Raw genomic sequence first — 16,004 nt, forward strand, 5'->3', positions numbered from 1 at the left:
GGATGTGGGGTCACATCGAACAGCCGGTGTCCATCGTGGTGAGGGAGCCGAGATGTGCCCCGACAAGCTGCTGGGCCGGGACGAGACCGTCGTGACCGACGACCTGTCCCTGCGGTTGCAGGTCGCCACCGAGGAACTGGCCGTCGCCGACGACGAGCTCGCCGCCCAGCAGCGCGAGATCGACGAGCTGCTCGCCCGCGAGCTCGACGCCCGCCGCACCGCCAGCGCCCTGGTGCGCAGCGTCCCCGTCCCGGTCCTGGTGACCGACCCGGCCGGTGGGGTCGTCGAGGCCAACCTCGCCGCCGCGGCGCTGTTCGCGGTGCCCGGGGCCCGGCTGGTGCGCAAACCCGTGCAGGCCCTCGTCGCGCCGTCGGCGCGCGCGGCCGTGCGCGACCTCGTCTCCCGCGCCACGAGCACGCGCACCGCCGCCGCCACGATCGCGGTCACCCCGCGCTCGGGCCCCGAGCGCACCGTCCGCGTCGTCATCACCGCCGGAGCCCGCCGCCTCGACGGCCGCTCGGTCCTGACGTGGGTCCTGGAGGACGTCACCCCGACCGACCGCGGTGCGCCGGCGCCAGGGCCCGAGGCGGACACCTCGGCCTCGCGGGCGCTGCAGGCCGTGGCCGCCCTCACCGCGCTGCCGGTCGGCGACCTGACCCCGCACGAGCTGCTGACCCGGCTGGCGGCCCTGGCCACGCAGGCCGTGGCGGGGGCCCACTGGAGCAGCGTCGTGCTCGGGGACCCGGCCGAACCGGCCGAGCTCGCCGCCGACTCCGAGGAGGCCCAGCGCATCGACGGCGCCCAGTGGCGCGTGGGGCAGGGCCCGGCGGCGGCGGCCTACCGCGACGGGGCACCGGTCCTCAGCGGCGACCTGACCCGGGACGAGCGGTGGCCGGCGCTGACCGGGCCGGCGGGCACCACGCCCGTGCGCAGCGCCCTGGCCCTGCCCGTCCGGGCCCACGACCCCGCGGCGACCCCGGCCGTGCGCGGGGTGCTCACCGTGTACGGGCCGGACCCGGACGCCTTCGGCTCCGAGGCCCACCTGGACCGCGCCCTCGTCTTCGCCGAGGCCGCCTCGGCGCTGCTGCACGACCTGGACCGCATCGCCGAGCTGCGCGCCACGGCCGAGAACCTCGCCGTGGCCATGCGCTCGCGGGCGACCATCGAGCAGGCCAAGGGCCTGGTCGCCGGCTGGCTGGGGTGCAGCGTCGAGGAGGCCTTCGAGGTCCTGACGCGCCTGAGCCAGGACCGCAACGTCAAGCTGCGCGACCTCGCCGCGCTCGCGGTCTCCGACCCCGCCCGCCACGACCTGCACGCCGTCCTGGCCCAGGCGCACGAGCGCCTCGTGCGCCAGCGCGCCCGGCCCAGTGCCCGGCAGGAGACTCGGCAGGAGACCCGGCAGGGGGCCGGGCAGGAGGCTCAGGAGGGGTCGTCGAGCTGATCCATGACGACGAGGGCCCCGGCGCTGCCCGGGGTCCCCGCCAGTGAGCTGACGGTCACCTGCACGCGGATGGGCCGGCCGCGCCGGTTCACCGCGGCCAGCTCGAACACCGCGTCCGGGCCGGGGTCCTCACCGGACAGGACGGCGCGCACGGCGGGCCCGATCTCGTGCAGCGGCAGCCCGATGTCGAGGTTCAGCAGGTGCTCACCGGCCGCCTCGTCGGCCCGCACGCCCCACAGGTCGGCCGCCCACGCGTTCCACACCGTCACGCGCATGTCGGCGTCCACGACCGCGACGCCGACGCGCAGGCTGGCGAACACGCCCTCCATGTACCCGTTGAGGGCGCTGACCTCGTCGGTGCGCAGCCGCAGTTCGTGGTTGGAGTTCTGCAGCTCGTCGTTCATCGACTGCAGCTCCTCGTTCATCGTCTCCAGTTCCTCGTTCGTGGAGTGCAGTTCCTCGTTGGTGGTCTCCAGCTCCTCGACCGTGGACTGCAGTTCCTCGTTCGTCGTCTCCAGTTCCTCGTTCGTGGACTGCAGTTCCTCGTAGGCGGTCTCCAGCTGGCGGTGCGCCTCCTCCAGCTCGTCCTGCAGCTGCCGCGACCGGCTGACGTCGATGAACACGACGGCCGTCCCGAGGATGTGCCCCTGGGGGTTGCGCAGCGGCACCACCTGCACGTCGAAGAACGTCCGGTCCGCCCGGGGGCGGGTGAACTCGACGTCGCGGATCCAGACGGTGCGCCGCTGGGTGTGCGCCTGCTCGACGGCCGAGCGCAGCTCGACGGGCCGGTAGCTCACCTCCAGGTCCTGGAACGGGCGGCCGGTGTCGGCGGCGGTCAGCCCGAACAGCGTGTCGGCCCGGTGGTTCGACAGCACCACCTGACCGGCCTGGTCCAGGACGATCTGCGCGACCGGGCTGGCCGCGAGGGCCTCGGCCCGCAGCGTCACGGCGTCGTTCCCGGCGGGCGGGTGGACGGCCGGGGCGATCGTGGCGGTGATGCGCGAGGGGGTGCGAGCACCGCCCACGCGCCGGAAGAACCGGTTCTTCAGGTCGACGGGGGAGAACAGCGCCGACTGGCTCAGCAGCATCTCCGCCTTGCCCAGGAACAGCAGGCCGTCGGGTTTGAGGGAGTAGTGCAGCCGCTCGGCGATCCGTGCCTGGGTCTCGGCGGTCAGGTACATCAGGGTGTTCCGGCAGGTCAGCAGGTCCACGTGCGAGATCGGGGCGTCCTGGACCAGGTCGGCGCGGCCGAAGATCACCGAGCGGCGCAGGTCCTGCCGGAACGTGTAGCGGGTGCCGTGCGGTTCGAAGTACTTCTCCAGCAGTTCCGGTGGCAGGCCGCGCACCTCGCGGTCGGTGTACGTCGCCGTCCGGGCCTGCGTCAGCGCGTCCTCGTCGGCGTCGGTGGCGTAGATCTTCACCCGCTCGCGGAACTCCTCCGGCCCGAGCGCCTCGGCCAGGCAGATCGCGACCGTGTACGCCTCCTGGCCCGAGGCGCACCCCGCGCTCCAGGCCCGGATCGGGCCCGAGGGGCGCCGGGACAGCACCTGCGGCAGCAGGTCCGAGCGCAACCGCTCCCACGCCTCCAGGTCGCGGAAGAACGACGTGACGTTGATGAGGATGGTGTTGAACAGCGCCGTGAACTCGTCGGCGTCGACCTCGAGCCGGTCGCGGTACTCCTCGTACCGCCCCACCCCGACGTCGTCCATCCGCCGGTGCACCCGGCGCAGCAGGCTGGCCCGCTTGTACCCGGTGAAGTCGAAACCCCGGGCGTCCTTGAGGTGCCCTAGCAGGTCCTCGAACTCCTCGGCCGTCCCGTGGGTCGTCCCGGGGGGCGTCCCGCCGTCCTGCCGTCCCTGTTCTCCCACGTCCTCAGCCACCCGTCTCCTCCTGCGTCCCCGCGCTCGTCCCCGCCGGCCCGCGCAGCGTCCCGGAGGTGAGCAGCCGCCGGATGGTGCGCGCCGCCTCGCCGGTCTCCTCGGCGCGGTCGGAGAACCGGACCGCGGTGAGGCCGTGCCCGGCCTGGCGGGCGCGGTCGGCCATCTCCCGGGCCAGCGCGGCGCGCTCCTCCAGGCTGCGCAGGGCCATCCACAGGGCCCCGTCGAGCTCGGCGGTCTGCTGGTCCTGCAGGCTCTGCGGGCTCCAGGCGTGCCCCACCCGGCAGCGGAACCGCAGCAACCCGTGGTCCTCGATGCGCCACAGGACCCCCGAGCAGTCCGGGCAGGAGTACCCCGAGGGTTCCCCGGGGTGGTCGTCGCCCTCCAGGGGGCGCAGGTCGAACTCCGCCATCGCGACCTCCTCGTTCACCAGGGCCTGCTCGTCGGCGCCGGTGCCGGCTCCGACGGGCCGGGCCGGGGCCTGTTCGCGGACCAGCCGGGTCAGCAGGCCGGGCAGGTCCGCCAGGGGGACGACGTGCTCGGGGCCGGCGGCCTCCAGCGCGGCCCGCGGCATGCCGTCGTAGAGGGCGTCCGCGGGGTCCTGGACCACCCCGAGACCACCCTGGGCGCGCAGCGCGACCAGGCCGGCGGCGCCGTCGTCCAGCGCCCCGGTGAGGACCACCCCGACCGCCCGCGGCCCGACCGCGCGCGCCGCGGACCGGAAGAGGGTGTCGACCGCGGGGCGGTGCCCGTTCTCCCGCGGCCCGCTGCTGAGCGCGACGTGGTCGTCGGTGAGCAGCAGGTGCCGGTCCGGGACCGCGACGAGCACCTCCCCGCGGCGCAGGGGCGCGCCGTGCTCGGCCGCGCGGGCGGGCAGGGGACCGGAGCGGTCCAGGATGGCCGCGAGCGCGTTGGCCCCGGTGGGCGGCACGTGCAGGACGACCAGGACCGTGGCGGGCAGGTCGGCCGGCAGGCCGGCGACGAGGGCCCGCAGCGCCTCGACCCCACCCGCGCTGGCGCCCACCAGGACGACGTCTCGGGTGGTCACGGCGCCCACCCTAGTGACCCGGGTCGGGCCGTCGGGTCCAGCGGTGGGGGCACGGGATCACCACGCACGTCTCGGGGTCGGGCCCGTGGCTTCGAGCGGCCCCAGTCAAGCACGGGGGTGGTCCCGGCGGGCGCTGGGCCCTAGCATCGGAGGTGGTTGTAGGCACAGCCCCGGCGCTCGGCGGGTCGCACCCGCACGAGCCGGCGAAAGGGAGAGTGCTGTGACCACGGCTCCTCTCGACCACGTCCTGACCGTCGACCTGCACGTGCACGACGGCGTCTGCGCCCTGCGGTTGTGCGGTGAGCTCGACGGCCTGTCCTGCCCGCAGCTCGTCCCCCTCCTCGATCGGGCGCTGGCGACCGCGGCGGCGACCACGGTGGTGACCGTCGTCGTCGACCTGCGCCACGTCACCTTCTGCGACCTCGACGGGCTGCGGGCGCTGGGGGCCGCCCACCGTCGGGCTCTGGCCCGGGGGGTGGACCTGCGCTGCGAGGGCGCCTCGTCCCTGCTGCACCGGGTCGCTCCCGTGGCGGGGTTCGCCGAGCTGTTCGCGGAGCCGGGCTGACCGGGGGCTGACCTGGTCGGGGCCGGGAGGTACCGTCGTGGGCCCGGCTCCAGCAGCGGGCGGGGCACCTCGTCGGCCGGAGCAGGGAGAGCAGCAGCGTGGCGACACCCGTCCCCGAACCCGCGTCCGTGCCGGACGGCCCCGCCGGTGAGGTGGACCTGCGCCTGGCCCCCGACGCCGCGACCGTGGTCCTGACCGGGGAGATCGACGACGAGCTGCGCCCGGGCCTGGACGCCGTGACCGCCGAGGTGGCCCGCGAGCTGCGCGCCGCCGCCCGTCCCGTCCTCGTCGACGCCAGCGGTGTCTCGTTCATGGACTCCGCCGGCGCCGCCTTCCTGGCCAAGCTCGTTGTCGCGGTGCGCCCGGCCCGCCTGGCCGTGCGCCCCAGCGGGCCCGTGGGGTTCCTGCTCCACGTCACCCGCCTGTCCGACGTGGTGGACGTCGTGGGCGGGGACGACGGGGACGACGGGGACGGGGACGGGGACGGCGGGTCGGGGGAGCGGTCCTGACGAGCGCCGGCGGCGATCCTCGGCGAGCATCGACCTCCATGTGCGAGTGGACCCCGAGCGCCGAGTCCGCCGTCGTGGAGGACCGGTCCGCGGCCCGTCACGCGCGGCGCTTCCTCGACGACCACTGGTGCGTCGAGCACGCCGCCCTCCTGCGCGGGCACGCCGACCTCATCGCCAGCGAGCTGGTCACCGAGGCCGTCTCGCACGGGACGCCCCCGGTGGTGCTGCGCGTGGACTGCGAAGGCGCCGACGGCGTGGTCATCGAGGTCAGCGACCGGGACCCCAACGGGCCGCGCTTCCAGGCCGTGGGGCCGGACGAGGCGCACACGACGAACCTCGTGGAGGTCCTCAGCGACGAGTGGGGCGTGCGCACCCGCCCCGGCGGCAAGACCGTCTGGAGCCGGCTCGTCGTCTGACCCCTCGTCCGGCTCCTCCTCCGACGTGCCGCCCGCGGGGTCCCTGGCTAGCGTGCGGGACAGTCCCTCCGTGCAGACCGTCGCGGACGCTGCCCCGCCACGCCGTCCCGCACCCGTCGCTGGAGCCACCCCGTGCCCACACCGCGCATCGACGCCGCGCTCGCGCTCTGCCGGCGGCTGACCGCCGAGGTCCCGCTGCCCGGGGCGGGCGCCACCCGCCGCCGCTGGGAGGTGCTGTCCACCCTGGCCGAGCACGACCTCACGCTGGCGCGCGTCGTGGAGGCGCACCTGGACGCCGTCGCCGTCCTCGCCGAGGCGGGGCAGCAGCCCCCGCCGGGCAGCACGTGGGGGGTGTTCGCCGCCGAGGCACCGGACGCGCAGCTCCTGGCCACCCCCGGACCCGACGGCGGGTGGCGGCTGGAGGGCACGAAACCGTGGTGCTCGCTGGCCGGGGTGCTCGACCAGGCCCTCGTGACGGCCCGCACCGACGCGGGCCGCCGGTTGTTCGCCGTCGACCTCGTCGCCGCCCGGGACGGTCGCGCGGGCCGGGCCGAGGTCCCGGCGGGCCGCTGGCACAGCCGCGGCCTGGTCGACGTGCCGAGCGGACCGCTGGTCCTGCACGACGTCCCGGCCCGACCGGTGGGGGAGGCCGGCTGGTACCTGCGCCGGCCCGGGTTCGCCCACGGCGGCATCGGGGTCGCCGCGTGCTGGTTCGGCGGTGCCGTCGGGGTCGCCGCGCCGCTGCTGGCCCCCGGGCGCACCGACCCGCTGACCCTGCGTTCGCGCGGGCTGGTCGACCTGCGGCTGTGGAGCGCCCGGCTCGGCCTGGACGCCGCGGCCGAGGCCGTCGACGCCGGCCGCGCCACCGGGGCCGAGGGGGAACTGCTCGCCGCCCGCGTGCGCGCGCTCGTCGCGGCTACGGTCGAGGACGTGCTCACCGAGGTCGGGCACGCGCTCGGCCCGCGGCCCCTGACCGCCGACGCCGCGCACGCCGCCCGCGTGGCCGACCTCACCGTCTACGTCCGCCAGCACCACGCCGACCACGACCTCGTGGCGCTGGCCGAGCTGTCCGCCCGGACCGCCCCGTGAGCCCGGAGTTTACCCACGACGGTCCGGGCACCCCCGAGGCCGACTGGCGGCGGTGGCCGGGGCTGCGCGACGTGGCGCCGCTGGAGTGGGCCGGCGTGGAGCACGTCGTGGTCGTGGCCGCCCACCCCGACGACGAGACCCTGGGGGCCGGCGGGCTGCTGGCCGCCGCCGCCGCGCGCGGGAGGGCCGTCGACGTCGTCGTGGCCACCGACGGGGAGGGCTCGCACCCGCACTCCCCGACGACCACCCCGCAGGCGCTCGCGCTCGTGCGGGCCCGGGAGGTGCAGGACGCCGTCGCCACCCTGGCCCCGCACGCGCGGGTGCACCGCCTGGCCCTGCCCGACGGGGGTGTCGCGGCCGGCCGCGAGGCGCTGGCCGCGGCGCTGGGTCCCCTCGTGGGCCCGCGGACGCTGCTCGTGGCGCCGTGGACGGCCGACGGGCACCCCGACCACGACGCGGCCGGCGAGGTCGCGGTCGCCGTCGCGGCGCAGGCGGGCGCGACCTGCCTGCACTACCCCGTGTGGCTGTGGCACTGGGCCCACCCCGGCGACGTCCGCGTCCCCTGGCTGCGGGGCAGGCGGCTGGAGCTAGACGCCCACGCCCGGGAGCGCAAGAGCGCGGCGATGGCGCGGCACGTCTCCCAGACGGCGCCGCTGTCCCCGCGGCCGGGGGACGAGGTGCTGCTGCCGGCCGGGGTGCTGGCGCACTTCGAGCGCGACGTGGAGTTCTTCCTCACCGCCGGTCCCGACCCGGCCCCGGCCAGCCTGGGCGGGGAGTTCTTCGAGGAGTTCTACGCCGCGAACGGGGCGGACCCGTGGGGGTTCGAGGACCGCTGGTACGAGGCGCGCAAACGGGCCCTGACCCTGGCGGTGCTGCCGCGCCCGCGGTTCCGCGACACCCTGGAGATCGGCTGCAGCACAGGGGTCCTGACGGTGGACCTGGCCCGCCGGAGCGACCGGGTGCTCGCCGTGGACGTCGCGGCCTCGGCGCTGGACCGGGCCCGGGAGCGCCTCGTCGCGGCGGGGGCGCAGGACGGGGTCACGACGCGGGTGGCGGCGGTCCCGCAGGAGTTCCCCGAGGGCACCTTCGACCTCGTGGTGCTCTCGGAGGTGGCGTACTACTGCGACCCGAACGACCTGCGCACCCTGGTCGACCGCCTGCGCGCCTGCCTCAGCGCGGACGGGGTGCTCGTCGCCTGCCACTGGCGCCACCTCGTCGAGGGGTACCCGCTGACCGGGGACGAGGTCCACCGCGTGCTGCGCGGGATCTCGGGCCTGGACGTGCTCGTGCACCACGAGGAGGAGGACTTCCTGCTGGACGTCCTCGTCCCGTCCCCGGCCGTCTCGGTCGCCCGCGCCGGGGGTCTGGTGTGAGGCTGGAACGGATCGTGGTGGTCGTGCCCGCCCGGGACGAGGCCGCGACGGTCACCGCCTGCGTGGCGTCGGTGCGGGCCGCGGCCCGGTGCGCCCAGGCCCCCGTCGACGTGCTCGTCGTCGCCGACCGCTGCACAGACGCGACGGCGGCGCTGGCCCGCGCGGCCGGGGCCCGCGTCCTGACGACCTCGGTCGGCGCCGTCGGGGCCGCCCGCGCCGCGGGGGTGGACGCGGCCCTGGCCGGGGTCCCACCCGAACGCTGGCCGCGCTGGTGGATCGCCGGGACCGACGCCGACTCCGTCGTCCCCCACGGCTGGTTGCGCCACCAGGAACGGGCGGCCGCGGCCGGGACGGACCTGCTGCTGGGGACCGTGGACCTGCCTGGCCCCGCCACCCGGCACGCGGCCTGGCGGGCGCGGTACGCGGCGGGGCGCGGGCACGTGCACGGGGCGAACCTGGGGATCCGCGCCTCGGTCTACCGGGCCGCGGGCGGGTTCCCCGCCGTCCCCGCCCACGAGGACCGGGAGCTGGCCGAACGGGTGCGGGCCCTGCCCGGGGCCCGGGTCACCCACTCCGACCGGTTCCCGGTCCTGACCAGCGACCGGACGCTGGGCCGGGCCCCCGAGGGGGTGGCCCGCGACCTTCAGCTGTCGTCGCCGGTGAGCGCGTCCTTGACCTTCGTCACCACGTTCTGCGCGCCCTGCCCGTGAGCGCCCGCGCCGGTGCCGGGCTTGCCCGGGCCGGCGTTGCCGTCGTAGGTGACGAACTGCAGCGGGTCCGGGGCTGGCAGGGTGCCGTCGTCGTCGGTGAGCGGGCGCAGTTCCTCGGTGCGGAACGGTTCGCCGTCGACCAGGCTGTTCCCGGTGGCCCACAGACCCTCACCGGCCGCGCTGCCGTTCGTCGAGGTGTAGAACACGTGGGCGGCGTCGTGGTTCTCCCAGTCCCCGTTGGACCGCTCGATCTGGGTCTCGGTGAACCCGTCCTCGGCGAGCATCTGGATGCCCAGCAGCCACTGCTGCTGGTGGTAGGTGTCGCGGGCGAGGTTGAACGCCAGCATCTCCTTGACGCCGCGGTCGTCCGTCATGTTCGCGATGCGGCTGGTCATGAGCCGGCTCTGCGCCTCGGCGGCCACGTTGGAGCGGAAGTCGGTCAGCAGGTTCCCGCTGGCGGCGATGTAACCGGCGTTCCACGGGTTGCCCAGGGAGTCGGTCGGGCGAGCCCCGCCGCCGGAGACGATGGCGTGCTGCACGTTCTGCCCGCCGAGCACGGCGGCGAGGGCGGGGTTCGCCGCGGCGGCCTTGTCCGTGGCCTCGCCGGGAGCACCCTCGAGGAGGCGGGCGAGCATGACGGTGAGCATCTCGACGTGGGAGATCTCCTCCGCCCCGATGTCCATGATCATGTCCTTGTACTTGCCGGGGACGCGGCAGTTCCAGCCCTGGAACAGGTACTGCATCATGACGGTCATCTCGCCGAACTGACCGCCCAGGATCTCCTGGAACTTCGCGGCGAACAGGGCGTCGGGCTTCTCGGGCTTGGCGGTGAACTGCAGTTCTCGGGTGTGCCGGTACACGGGGTGCCTCTCAGCGTCGGGAACGTCGGAGTCGTGCCCGCCACCTACCCGGGCCCGTGCGGCCCAAACCGCCGTGCGACCCCGGGGGGTCCGGCCGCACCCACGGGGTGGGGACGAAGGCCTCGTCGTCGGAGGTCTCGGACTCGGGATCGCGCACGTCGAGGGCCCCGAGGCAGCGGCGCAACCCGGTCACCACGGCGCCGGCCGCCTGCCGGTCGCGGTCGGTGGGGAACTGCGCGGCCGTCTCGGCGGCCGAGAGCCTGCGCACGGCCTCCCACAACGCCGGGCGCCGGTCCTCCTGCCCGTCCTGCGTCCTCAGCACGACGGCCAGCGCGGCCAGGGCCTCGGCCGTCGGCCCGCGCAGACCGGTCGGGAGGGCGACCTCCTCGTCGCGGGGGGTGAGGGCCTCGACGAGCAGTTCGGTGAGTTCCTCCACCCGGACCGCGACGTTCTCCAGGGCGACCCCCGTGACGTGCTGCTCCCGGACGAGCTCGAGGTTGCGCCGAGCCCGCAGGTTGCCGCTCACCGACTCCTCGGTCTCCTGGCGGCTGGCCCGCAACGACTCCCGGACGGGGGCGACGGACCGCAGCCGCTGGGCCCACTCGCGCGGTCCGGGCGGGTCGTCGCGCCGCAGGCCCTCGGCCAGGTCGTCGAGCTGGTCGGCCAGGGTCCGGGCCAGGGTGTGCAGGGCGTCGCGGGACTGCGCCACCGGCAGCGAGGGCAGCAGCGTGTTCACCGCCACGGCCACGCACCCGCCCAGCAGGGTCAGCGTCGTGTACCCCAGGGCGTACTGGACGGGGTGCTGCACGCCGACGACGAGGACGAACAGGCCGACGGTGAGGACCCAGCTCCCCTGGCCGTCCAGGAACCGCCACCCGGCCAGGAGCGTCGCGAGGAACACCACGACCGGGATGACCACCAGGTCGCGCCCGAGCAGTTCGGCCGTCCCCACCGACAGCAGGGCACCGCAGACGATCGCGGTGACGGCCCGGGCGGAGTTGCGGACCGAGCTGCGAACCGTGGAGTAGCACCCCACCACGGCACCCAGGGGCGCGAAGTACGGGTACGTGTCGGGGATCTCCCCGGGTAGGGCCAGGGCGATGACCCAGGCCAGGGTCGCAGCCAGTGCCGTCCGGAACGCCAGCCCGATCCGGGGCCGGTGCGCGAGGAACGTCAGGGCTGCAGGACGACCTTGACGCACCCGTCCTGCTTGGCCTGGAACATCGCGTAGGCGTCCGGGGCCTCCTCCAGGCCCACCCGGTGCGTCGTCAGGTCCATCACCCCCAGCGGGTCGGCCGGGTCCTCCACCAGCGGCAGGAGGTCGTCGATCCACGCCTTGACGTTGCACTGGCCCATCCGCAGCTGCACCTGCTTGTCGAACATCGTCATCATCGGCATCGGGTCCGCCTCCCCGCCGTAGACGCCGGACAGCGAGATCGTGCCGCCGCGGCGCACGGCGTCGACGGCCGTGCGCACGGCCCACAACCGGTCGATCCCGCCGGTCTCCATGACCTTCTGCGCCAGCGCGTCCGGCAGCAGCCCGACCGCGGTCTGCGCCGCCTTGGCGATGGCCCCCTCGGCCCCGCCGTGCGCCTCCATCCCGACGGCGTCCAGGACGGCGTCGGGGCCGCGGCCGTCGGTGCGCTCACGCAGCTGGGCCGGGACGTCGGCGCCGGCGGGGTCGGTGAGGTCGATCGTCGTGACCCCGTGGCGTTCGGCCATCGCGCGCCGCTCCGGGACGGGGTCGACGGCGACGACGTCGTACCCGAGGTGGCGGCCGATGCGGGCGGCGAACTGGCCCACCGGGCCCAGACCCAGCACGGCCAGGGTCCCCCCCTCGGGGACGTCGGCGTAGCGGACGCCCTGCCAGGCGGTCGGGACGATGTCGGACAGGAACAGGTACCGCTCGTCGGGCAGGTCGTTCCCGACCTTGATGGGGTTGTAGTCCGCGTGCCGCACCCGCAGGTACTGCGCCTGCCCGCCGGGGACCGACCCGTACAGCGAGGTGTAGCCGTACAGCGCGGCGCCGCTGCCCTTCTCCCGGACCTGCGTCGTCTCGCACTGCGTCGTCAGGCCGCGCTCGCACATCCAGCACCGGCCGCAGGAGATGGTGAACGGCACCACCACCCGGTCGCCGGGGGCGAGGTCGGTCACCTCCGGGCCCACGGCCTCCACGATCCCCATCGGCTCGTGGCCGAGGACGTCACCGGGGGCCAGGTAGGGGGCCAGCACCTCGTACAGGTGCAGGTCGGACCCGCAGATCGCCGTGGAGGTGATCCGCACCACCGCGTCGGTCGGGTCGACGATCTCGGGGTCGGGCACGTCCTCGACGCGTACCGACCGCTTGCCCTGCCACGTCAGCGCTCTCACGACCGTCCCCTGCCCGCCGGTGCGCGCCTCAAACCCCTCCGCGAACCCCTCGACGAACCCCTCACAGCGGGGGACCGACGACGCGGGCCTGCACGCGGCCGTCGGCCACCCGGGTGCGCACGGTCGGCTGCGGTGCGGTGGCCGGGCCGTCCAGCACGTCCCCGTCGGCGAACCGGAACCGGCTCGCGTGCCACGGGCAGGTGATCGTCGTGGCCCCGCCGGTGCCGGAGACCTCGCCCTCGTGCAGGGCCGCCCCGAGGTGGGTGCACGTGTCGGTCAGGGCGAGCACGTCCTCGCCGCGGCGCAGCACGCACAGCGGGGCGTCCCCGATCCAGCGCTGCACCGCCTCGCCCTCGGGCAGGTCGGCCAGGGCCCCGATGTCGGAGAACTCCTGCCCGTCGCCGGCGAGGTGCACGAGGTGCTCGGCGTGGTTGGCCCCGGCCGCCCACCGGTAGGCCAGGTGCCCGCCCAGGGCCCCGGCCGCCCCCGCGGCCACCGTCCCGGCCGTGCGCAGCAGTCGGGCGCGGCGGCGCGAGAACAGCGAGGCGGTCCACAGCGTGGCGGCCACGGCGTTCCCGGCGGCGTGCACGAGCGCGGTGCGCTGCTGGTCGGGGTGCAGGTCGACGTAGTCGGCCCAGCCGGCCAGCGCCGTGGGGGCGACGGTGGCCACGCTGACGGCGGCCAGCCCCCGCGCGGGGACGTCCAGGAGGCGCCCGCCCGGCAGCAGGGAGGCGACGTCGAGCAGCAGGGCCGAGACCGACGTCCCGACCGGCACCATGGCCATCGCCGGGTGGGCCGGGTGCCCGGCCGGGCGGCCGTGCAGCAGCCCGCGCACCGCCCCACCGGGCAGCAGGCGGTCGGCGGTGTCCTTGGCCCGCGCCGCGACGGGGTCCAGGGCGGTCCAGCGCGAGGGGGCGTCGAAGAGCGAGCTCAGCAGGGGCATGGGTCCGTGCTACGCCCTCCCGGGGCGCCGCGCGCGCCGGAACCGGCGGTTTCGCGGACGGTTCCCGGGGGTAGTCGCCCCGGGAACGGGCTGGGTCGAGCGGATCGAGCAGCCGAGGTGCGCACCGACGGGGGAGTTCGAGCATGAGGGTCGCCGTGACCGGAGCGACGGGGAACGTGGGCAGCGCCCTGGTGCGCCGGCTGAGGCGGGCCGGGACCGACGTCCTCGGCGTCTGCCGGCGCCTGCCCGAACCCACCGGGGCGTGGGCCGACGTGCAGTGGGTCCAGCAGGACGTCGCCGGACCCGACGCCGTGCAGCGGCTCACCGACGCCTTCGCCGGTGTCGACGCCGTCGTGCACACCGCCTGGCTCATCCAGCCCGCCCGGGACCCGCAGGAGATGGCCCGGGTGAACCTGACCGGCAGCGAGAACGTCGTGCGGGCCGCGCTGGCCGCCGGGGTCCCGCACCTGGTGCACCTGTCCTCGGTGGGGGCCTACTCCACCCACCCCGCCGACGACGGCCGGGTCGAGGAGTCGTGGCCGGCGGACGGGATCTCCTCCTCGCAGTACTCGCGGGAGAAGGCCGCCGTGGAATCGCACCTGGACGACGTCGAACGCGAGCACCCCGAACTCGTCGTCACGCGGGTCCGCCCGGCGCTGGTGTTCCAGCGCGACGCCGGCAGCGAGATCGCCCGCTACTTCCTCGGCCCGTTCGTGCCGACCCGCCTGCTGCGGCGCGTGCCGCTGCCCGTGCTGCCGCTGCCGGAACGGCTGCGCTTCCAGGTCGTGCACGCCGACGACCTCGCCGACGCCCTGGAGCGGATCCTGGACCGGGTCCCCGGGGGGGCGTTCAACGTCGCCGACGAACCCGTGCTCGGGGCGCGCGACCTGGCGCTGTCGCTGAACGCCCCGCGGTTCGTGTCGGTCTCGCGCCGGCTCGTGCGGGCGGCGGCGGACGTCACGTACCGGGCGCGGGTGCACCCGGTGCAGCCGGGGTGGGTCGACCTCGGCCTCGGGGTCCCCGTCATGCACACCACCCGCGCCCGCGAGGACCTCGGGTGGCGTCCGGCTCACGCCGCCCGCGACGTCTTGCTGGAACTCCTCGACGGCATCCGCGACCACGCGGGCGCACCCTCCGGGGCGCTGCGCCGGCGGACGGGCCTGGTGACCTCGCGCACCGGGACGTGAACCCCGAGGTGGCCGCGCAGCCGGCCCAGGATCGAGGCCAGCAGGCGTGAGACCTGCATCTGGCTGATGCCGAGGTCCGCAGCGATCTCCGACTGCGTGGCCTCCTCGTAGAACCGGAGTTTCAGGATGCGGCGCTCGCGGTCGTCGAGCTCGGCCACGGCCCCCTTGAGCGAGACGAGGTCGTCGACGGTGATCGTGGCGTCGGCGTCACCGGCGACGTCGTGCCGGGGGACGTCCAGGGACAGCGCGCAGTAGGCGTTGGTCGCCCGGTGGACCTCGCGCAGTTCCTCCAGGGTGGCTCCCAGCTTCTCGGCGACCTGCACGTCGGTCAGCCCCGTCGTGTCCTCGTGCACCAGCCGGGTCCGCAGTTCCTGCAACCGGCGCGGTGGGCGCACGGCCCAGCCGTGGTCGCGGAAGTAGCGGCGGATCTCCCCGGTGATCGTGGGGGTGGCGTAGGCACCGAACTCGTGCTCGCCGTCGTCACGGAACCGGTCGGCGGCCTTGACCAGCCCCAGGTAGGCGATCTGCTCCAGGTCCTCGGTCGGGATCCCGCGGTGGCGGTAGCGGGCGGCCAGGCCCCGGGCCAGCCCCAGGTGCTCCTCGACGAGGTCGTGTCGTGTCCCGAGCATCACGGGTGCCTCCAAGCGGTCGTCTGCTGACTGCCTGGGCGTACGCTGCTGCACCCGACGTGGGTTCACTCCAGCACCGCACTCCGGGGCGGGCAACCGGAAGTCGGCCCGGACGGTGCGAGGGTCCGGTGGTGCGAGGGTCCGGCGGTGCGGCCACGGGCCGCAGGCCGGGCCGAGCGGGTCTAGGGTCGCCACGGGGCACGAGGTCGAACCACCGGCCGGCCGGCCCCGACCAGGTGTGGGAGGACCCCATGTCGACACTGCTGCCCGACGCCTCCGGGGCCGAGAAGTCCCTGGCGGCCACCCTCGCCGACCTCGCCCGGGACCTGCAGCGCGAGCAGGTCCCCGACGACGTCATGGTGCACAGCGTGCACAGCGCGGTCGCCCTCGTGCCGGGGGCCCAGGAGGCCTCGATCAGCCTCGTCCGCTCCCGGCGCCACGTCCTGTCGGCCGCCGTCACCAGCGACGTCGCCCGCGGTTTCGACGCGGTGCAGGGGGAGCTGGGTGAGGGGCCCTGCCTGGCCGCGATCGCCTCCGAGCCGGTCGTGCGCGCCGACGACCTCGCCGGGGACCCCCGCTGGCCGCGGCTGGGTGCCCGCGCCGGGGAGCTGGGGGTGCGCAGCATGCTGTGCTTCCAGCTGTTCGTGCACGAGAACACCCTCGGGGCCCTGAACCTGCTCTCCGCGGAGGCGTCGGCCTTCGACGAGGAGGCCGAGACCGTGGGGGCCATGGTCGCCGCACACGCGGCCGTGGCCCTGGCCGGGGCGCAGAAGTTCGACCACCTGCGCACGGCGCTGGCCAACCGCGACGTCATCGGTCAGGCCAAGGGCATCCTCATGGAGCGGTTCAAGGTCGACGCCGACCGCGCCTTCGACCTGCTGACCCGGGCCAGCCAGGACCGGAACGTCAAGCTGCACCGGCTCGCGGTCGAACTGACCCGCACGGGGTCCCTGGAGCGGTGAACGACCCGGCGCGCGCCGGGCGGGC

At 75.5% G+C, this 16,004-nt stretch carries 16 protein-coding genes; 9 read left to right on the forward strand and 7 right to left on the reverse strand.

The annotated features are described in order from the left end of the window. The first annotated feature begins 52 nt into the window (after positions 1-52). Positions 53-1,441, forward strand: coding sequence for an ANTAR domain-containing protein (locus AB2L27_RS15245; RefSeq protein WP_370442337.1), 1,389 nt, complete (start codon positions 53-55; stop codon positions 1,439-1,441). Here the strand turns inward: AB2L27_RS15245 and AB2L27_RS15250 are convergent. Together AB2L27_RS15250 and AB2L27_RS15255 are read right to left on the reverse strand one after the other, a co-directional pair. Next, a complete protein-coding gene (locus AB2L27_RS15250) occupies positions 1,420-3,321 on the reverse strand; it encodes a CheR family methyltransferase (RefSeq protein ID WP_370442338.1) in 1,902 nt (633 codons plus the stop codon). The two genes, AB2L27_RS15245 and AB2L27_RS15250, sit on opposite strands and share 22 nt — an antisense overlap. Then, positions 3,314-4,366, reverse strand: coding sequence for a chemotaxis protein CheB (locus AB2L27_RS15255; protein WP_370442339.1), 1,053 nt, complete (start codon positions 4,364-4,366; stop codon positions 3,314-3,316). The genes AB2L27_RS15250 and AB2L27_RS15255 overlap by 8 nt, the downstream gene beginning before the upstream one ends. A 220-nt stretch (positions 4,367-4,586) precedes the next feature. Here AB2L27_RS15255 and AB2L27_RS15260 point away from each other — a divergent pair, with 220 nt between their 5' ends. From AB2L27_RS15260 to AB2L27_RS15285, 6 genes are all read left to right on the forward strand, one after another. Further along, positions 4,587-4,931: an STAS domain-containing protein gene (locus AB2L27_RS15260; protein ID WP_370442340.1), complete on the forward strand. Its 345-nt coding sequence runs from the start codon at positions 4,587-4,589 to the stop codon at positions 4,929-4,931. Between the two features lie 98 nt (positions 4,932-5,029). After that, positions 5,030-5,440, forward strand: a complete 411-nt coding sequence (locus AB2L27_RS15265) for an STAS domain-containing protein (protein ID WP_370442341.1) — start codon at positions 5,030-5,032, stop codon at positions 5,438-5,440. Between the two features lie 38 nt (positions 5,441-5,478). Further along, entirely contained in the window at positions 5,479-5,856 is a 378-nt protein-coding gene (locus tag AB2L27_RS15270) for an ATP-binding protein (RefSeq protein WP_370442342.1), read from the forward strand. Between the two features lie 132 nt (positions 5,857-5,988). Next, a complete protein-coding gene (locus AB2L27_RS15275; protein WP_370442343.1) occupies positions 5,989-6,945 on the forward strand; it encodes an acyl-CoA dehydrogenase in 957 nt (318 codons plus the stop codon). After that, entirely contained in the window at positions 6,942-8,318 is a 1,377-nt protein-coding gene (locus AB2L27_RS15280; RefSeq protein ID WP_370442344.1) for a PIG-L family deacetylase, read from the forward strand. Before AB2L27_RS15275 ends, AB2L27_RS15280 begins: the two co-directional genes overlap by 4 nt. Next, the gene (locus AB2L27_RS15285) at positions 8,315-9,028 is read left to right on the forward strand and encodes a glycosyltransferase family 2 protein (RefSeq protein ID WP_370442345.1); all 714 of its coding nucleotides are present in this window, start codon (positions 8,315-8,317) and stop codon (positions 9,026-9,028) included. Before AB2L27_RS15280 ends, AB2L27_RS15285 begins: the two co-directional genes overlap by 4 nt. On the opposite strand, the gene AB2L27_RS15290 is transcribed toward AB2L27_RS15285, so the two are convergent. From AB2L27_RS15290 to AB2L27_RS15305, 4 genes are all read right to left on the reverse strand, one after another. Further along, positions 8,962-9,888, reverse strand: a complete 927-nt coding sequence (locus tag AB2L27_RS15290) for a manganese catalase (RefSeq protein WP_370442346.1) — start codon at positions 9,886-9,888, stop codon at positions 8,962-8,964. The genes AB2L27_RS15285 and AB2L27_RS15290 overlap by 67 nt on opposite strands. A 10-nt stretch (positions 9,889-9,898) precedes the next feature. Next, positions 9,899-11,089 (reverse strand): FUSC family protein, encoded by a 1,191-nt coding sequence (locus AB2L27_RS15295; RefSeq protein WP_370442347.1) that lies wholly within the window; start codon positions 11,087-11,089, stop codon positions 9,899-9,901. Continuing rightward, a complete protein-coding gene (locus tag AB2L27_RS15300) occupies positions 11,062-12,258 on the reverse strand; it encodes a zinc-dependent alcohol dehydrogenase (protein WP_370442348.1) in 1,197 nt (398 codons plus the stop codon). The genes AB2L27_RS15295 and AB2L27_RS15300 overlap by 28 nt, the downstream gene beginning before the upstream one ends. A 61-nt stretch (positions 12,259-12,319) precedes the next feature. After that, on the reverse strand, positions 12,320-13,201 hold the full coding sequence (locus tag AB2L27_RS15305) for a Rieske (2Fe-2S) protein (protein WP_370442349.1): 882 nt from the start codon (positions 13,199-13,201) through the stop codon (positions 12,320-12,322). A 155-nt stretch (positions 13,202-13,356) separates the two neighbouring features. Between AB2L27_RS15305 and AB2L27_RS15310 the strand changes: the two genes are divergently transcribed. After that, positions 13,357-14,388, forward strand: a complete 1,032-nt coding sequence (locus AB2L27_RS15310) for an NAD-dependent epimerase/dehydratase family protein (RefSeq protein ID WP_370442350.1) — start codon at positions 13,357-13,359, stop codon at positions 14,386-14,388. On the opposite strand, the gene AB2L27_RS15315 is transcribed toward AB2L27_RS15310, so the two are convergent. Continuing rightward, positions 14,271-15,017: a sigma-70 family RNA polymerase sigma factor gene (locus tag AB2L27_RS15315; RefSeq protein WP_370442351.1), complete on the reverse strand. Its 747-nt coding sequence runs from the start codon at positions 15,015-15,017 to the stop codon at positions 14,271-14,273. The genes AB2L27_RS15310 and AB2L27_RS15315 overlap by 118 nt on opposite strands. Positions 15,018-15,268: 251 nt before the next feature. Here AB2L27_RS15315 and AB2L27_RS15320 point away from each other — a divergent pair, with 251 nt between their 5' ends. Then, positions 15,269-15,979 (forward strand): GAF and ANTAR domain-containing protein, encoded by a 711-nt coding sequence (locus AB2L27_RS15320; protein WP_370442352.1) that lies wholly within the window; start codon positions 15,269-15,271, stop codon positions 15,977-15,979. Positions 15,980-16,004 lie beyond the last annotated feature (25 nt).

The sequence above is a fragment of the Kineococcus halophytocola genome (genome assembly GCF_041276425.1).
Classification (GTDB): domain Bacteria; phylum Actinomycetota; class Actinomycetes; order Actinomycetales; family Kineococcaceae; genus Kineococcus; species Kineococcus halophytocola.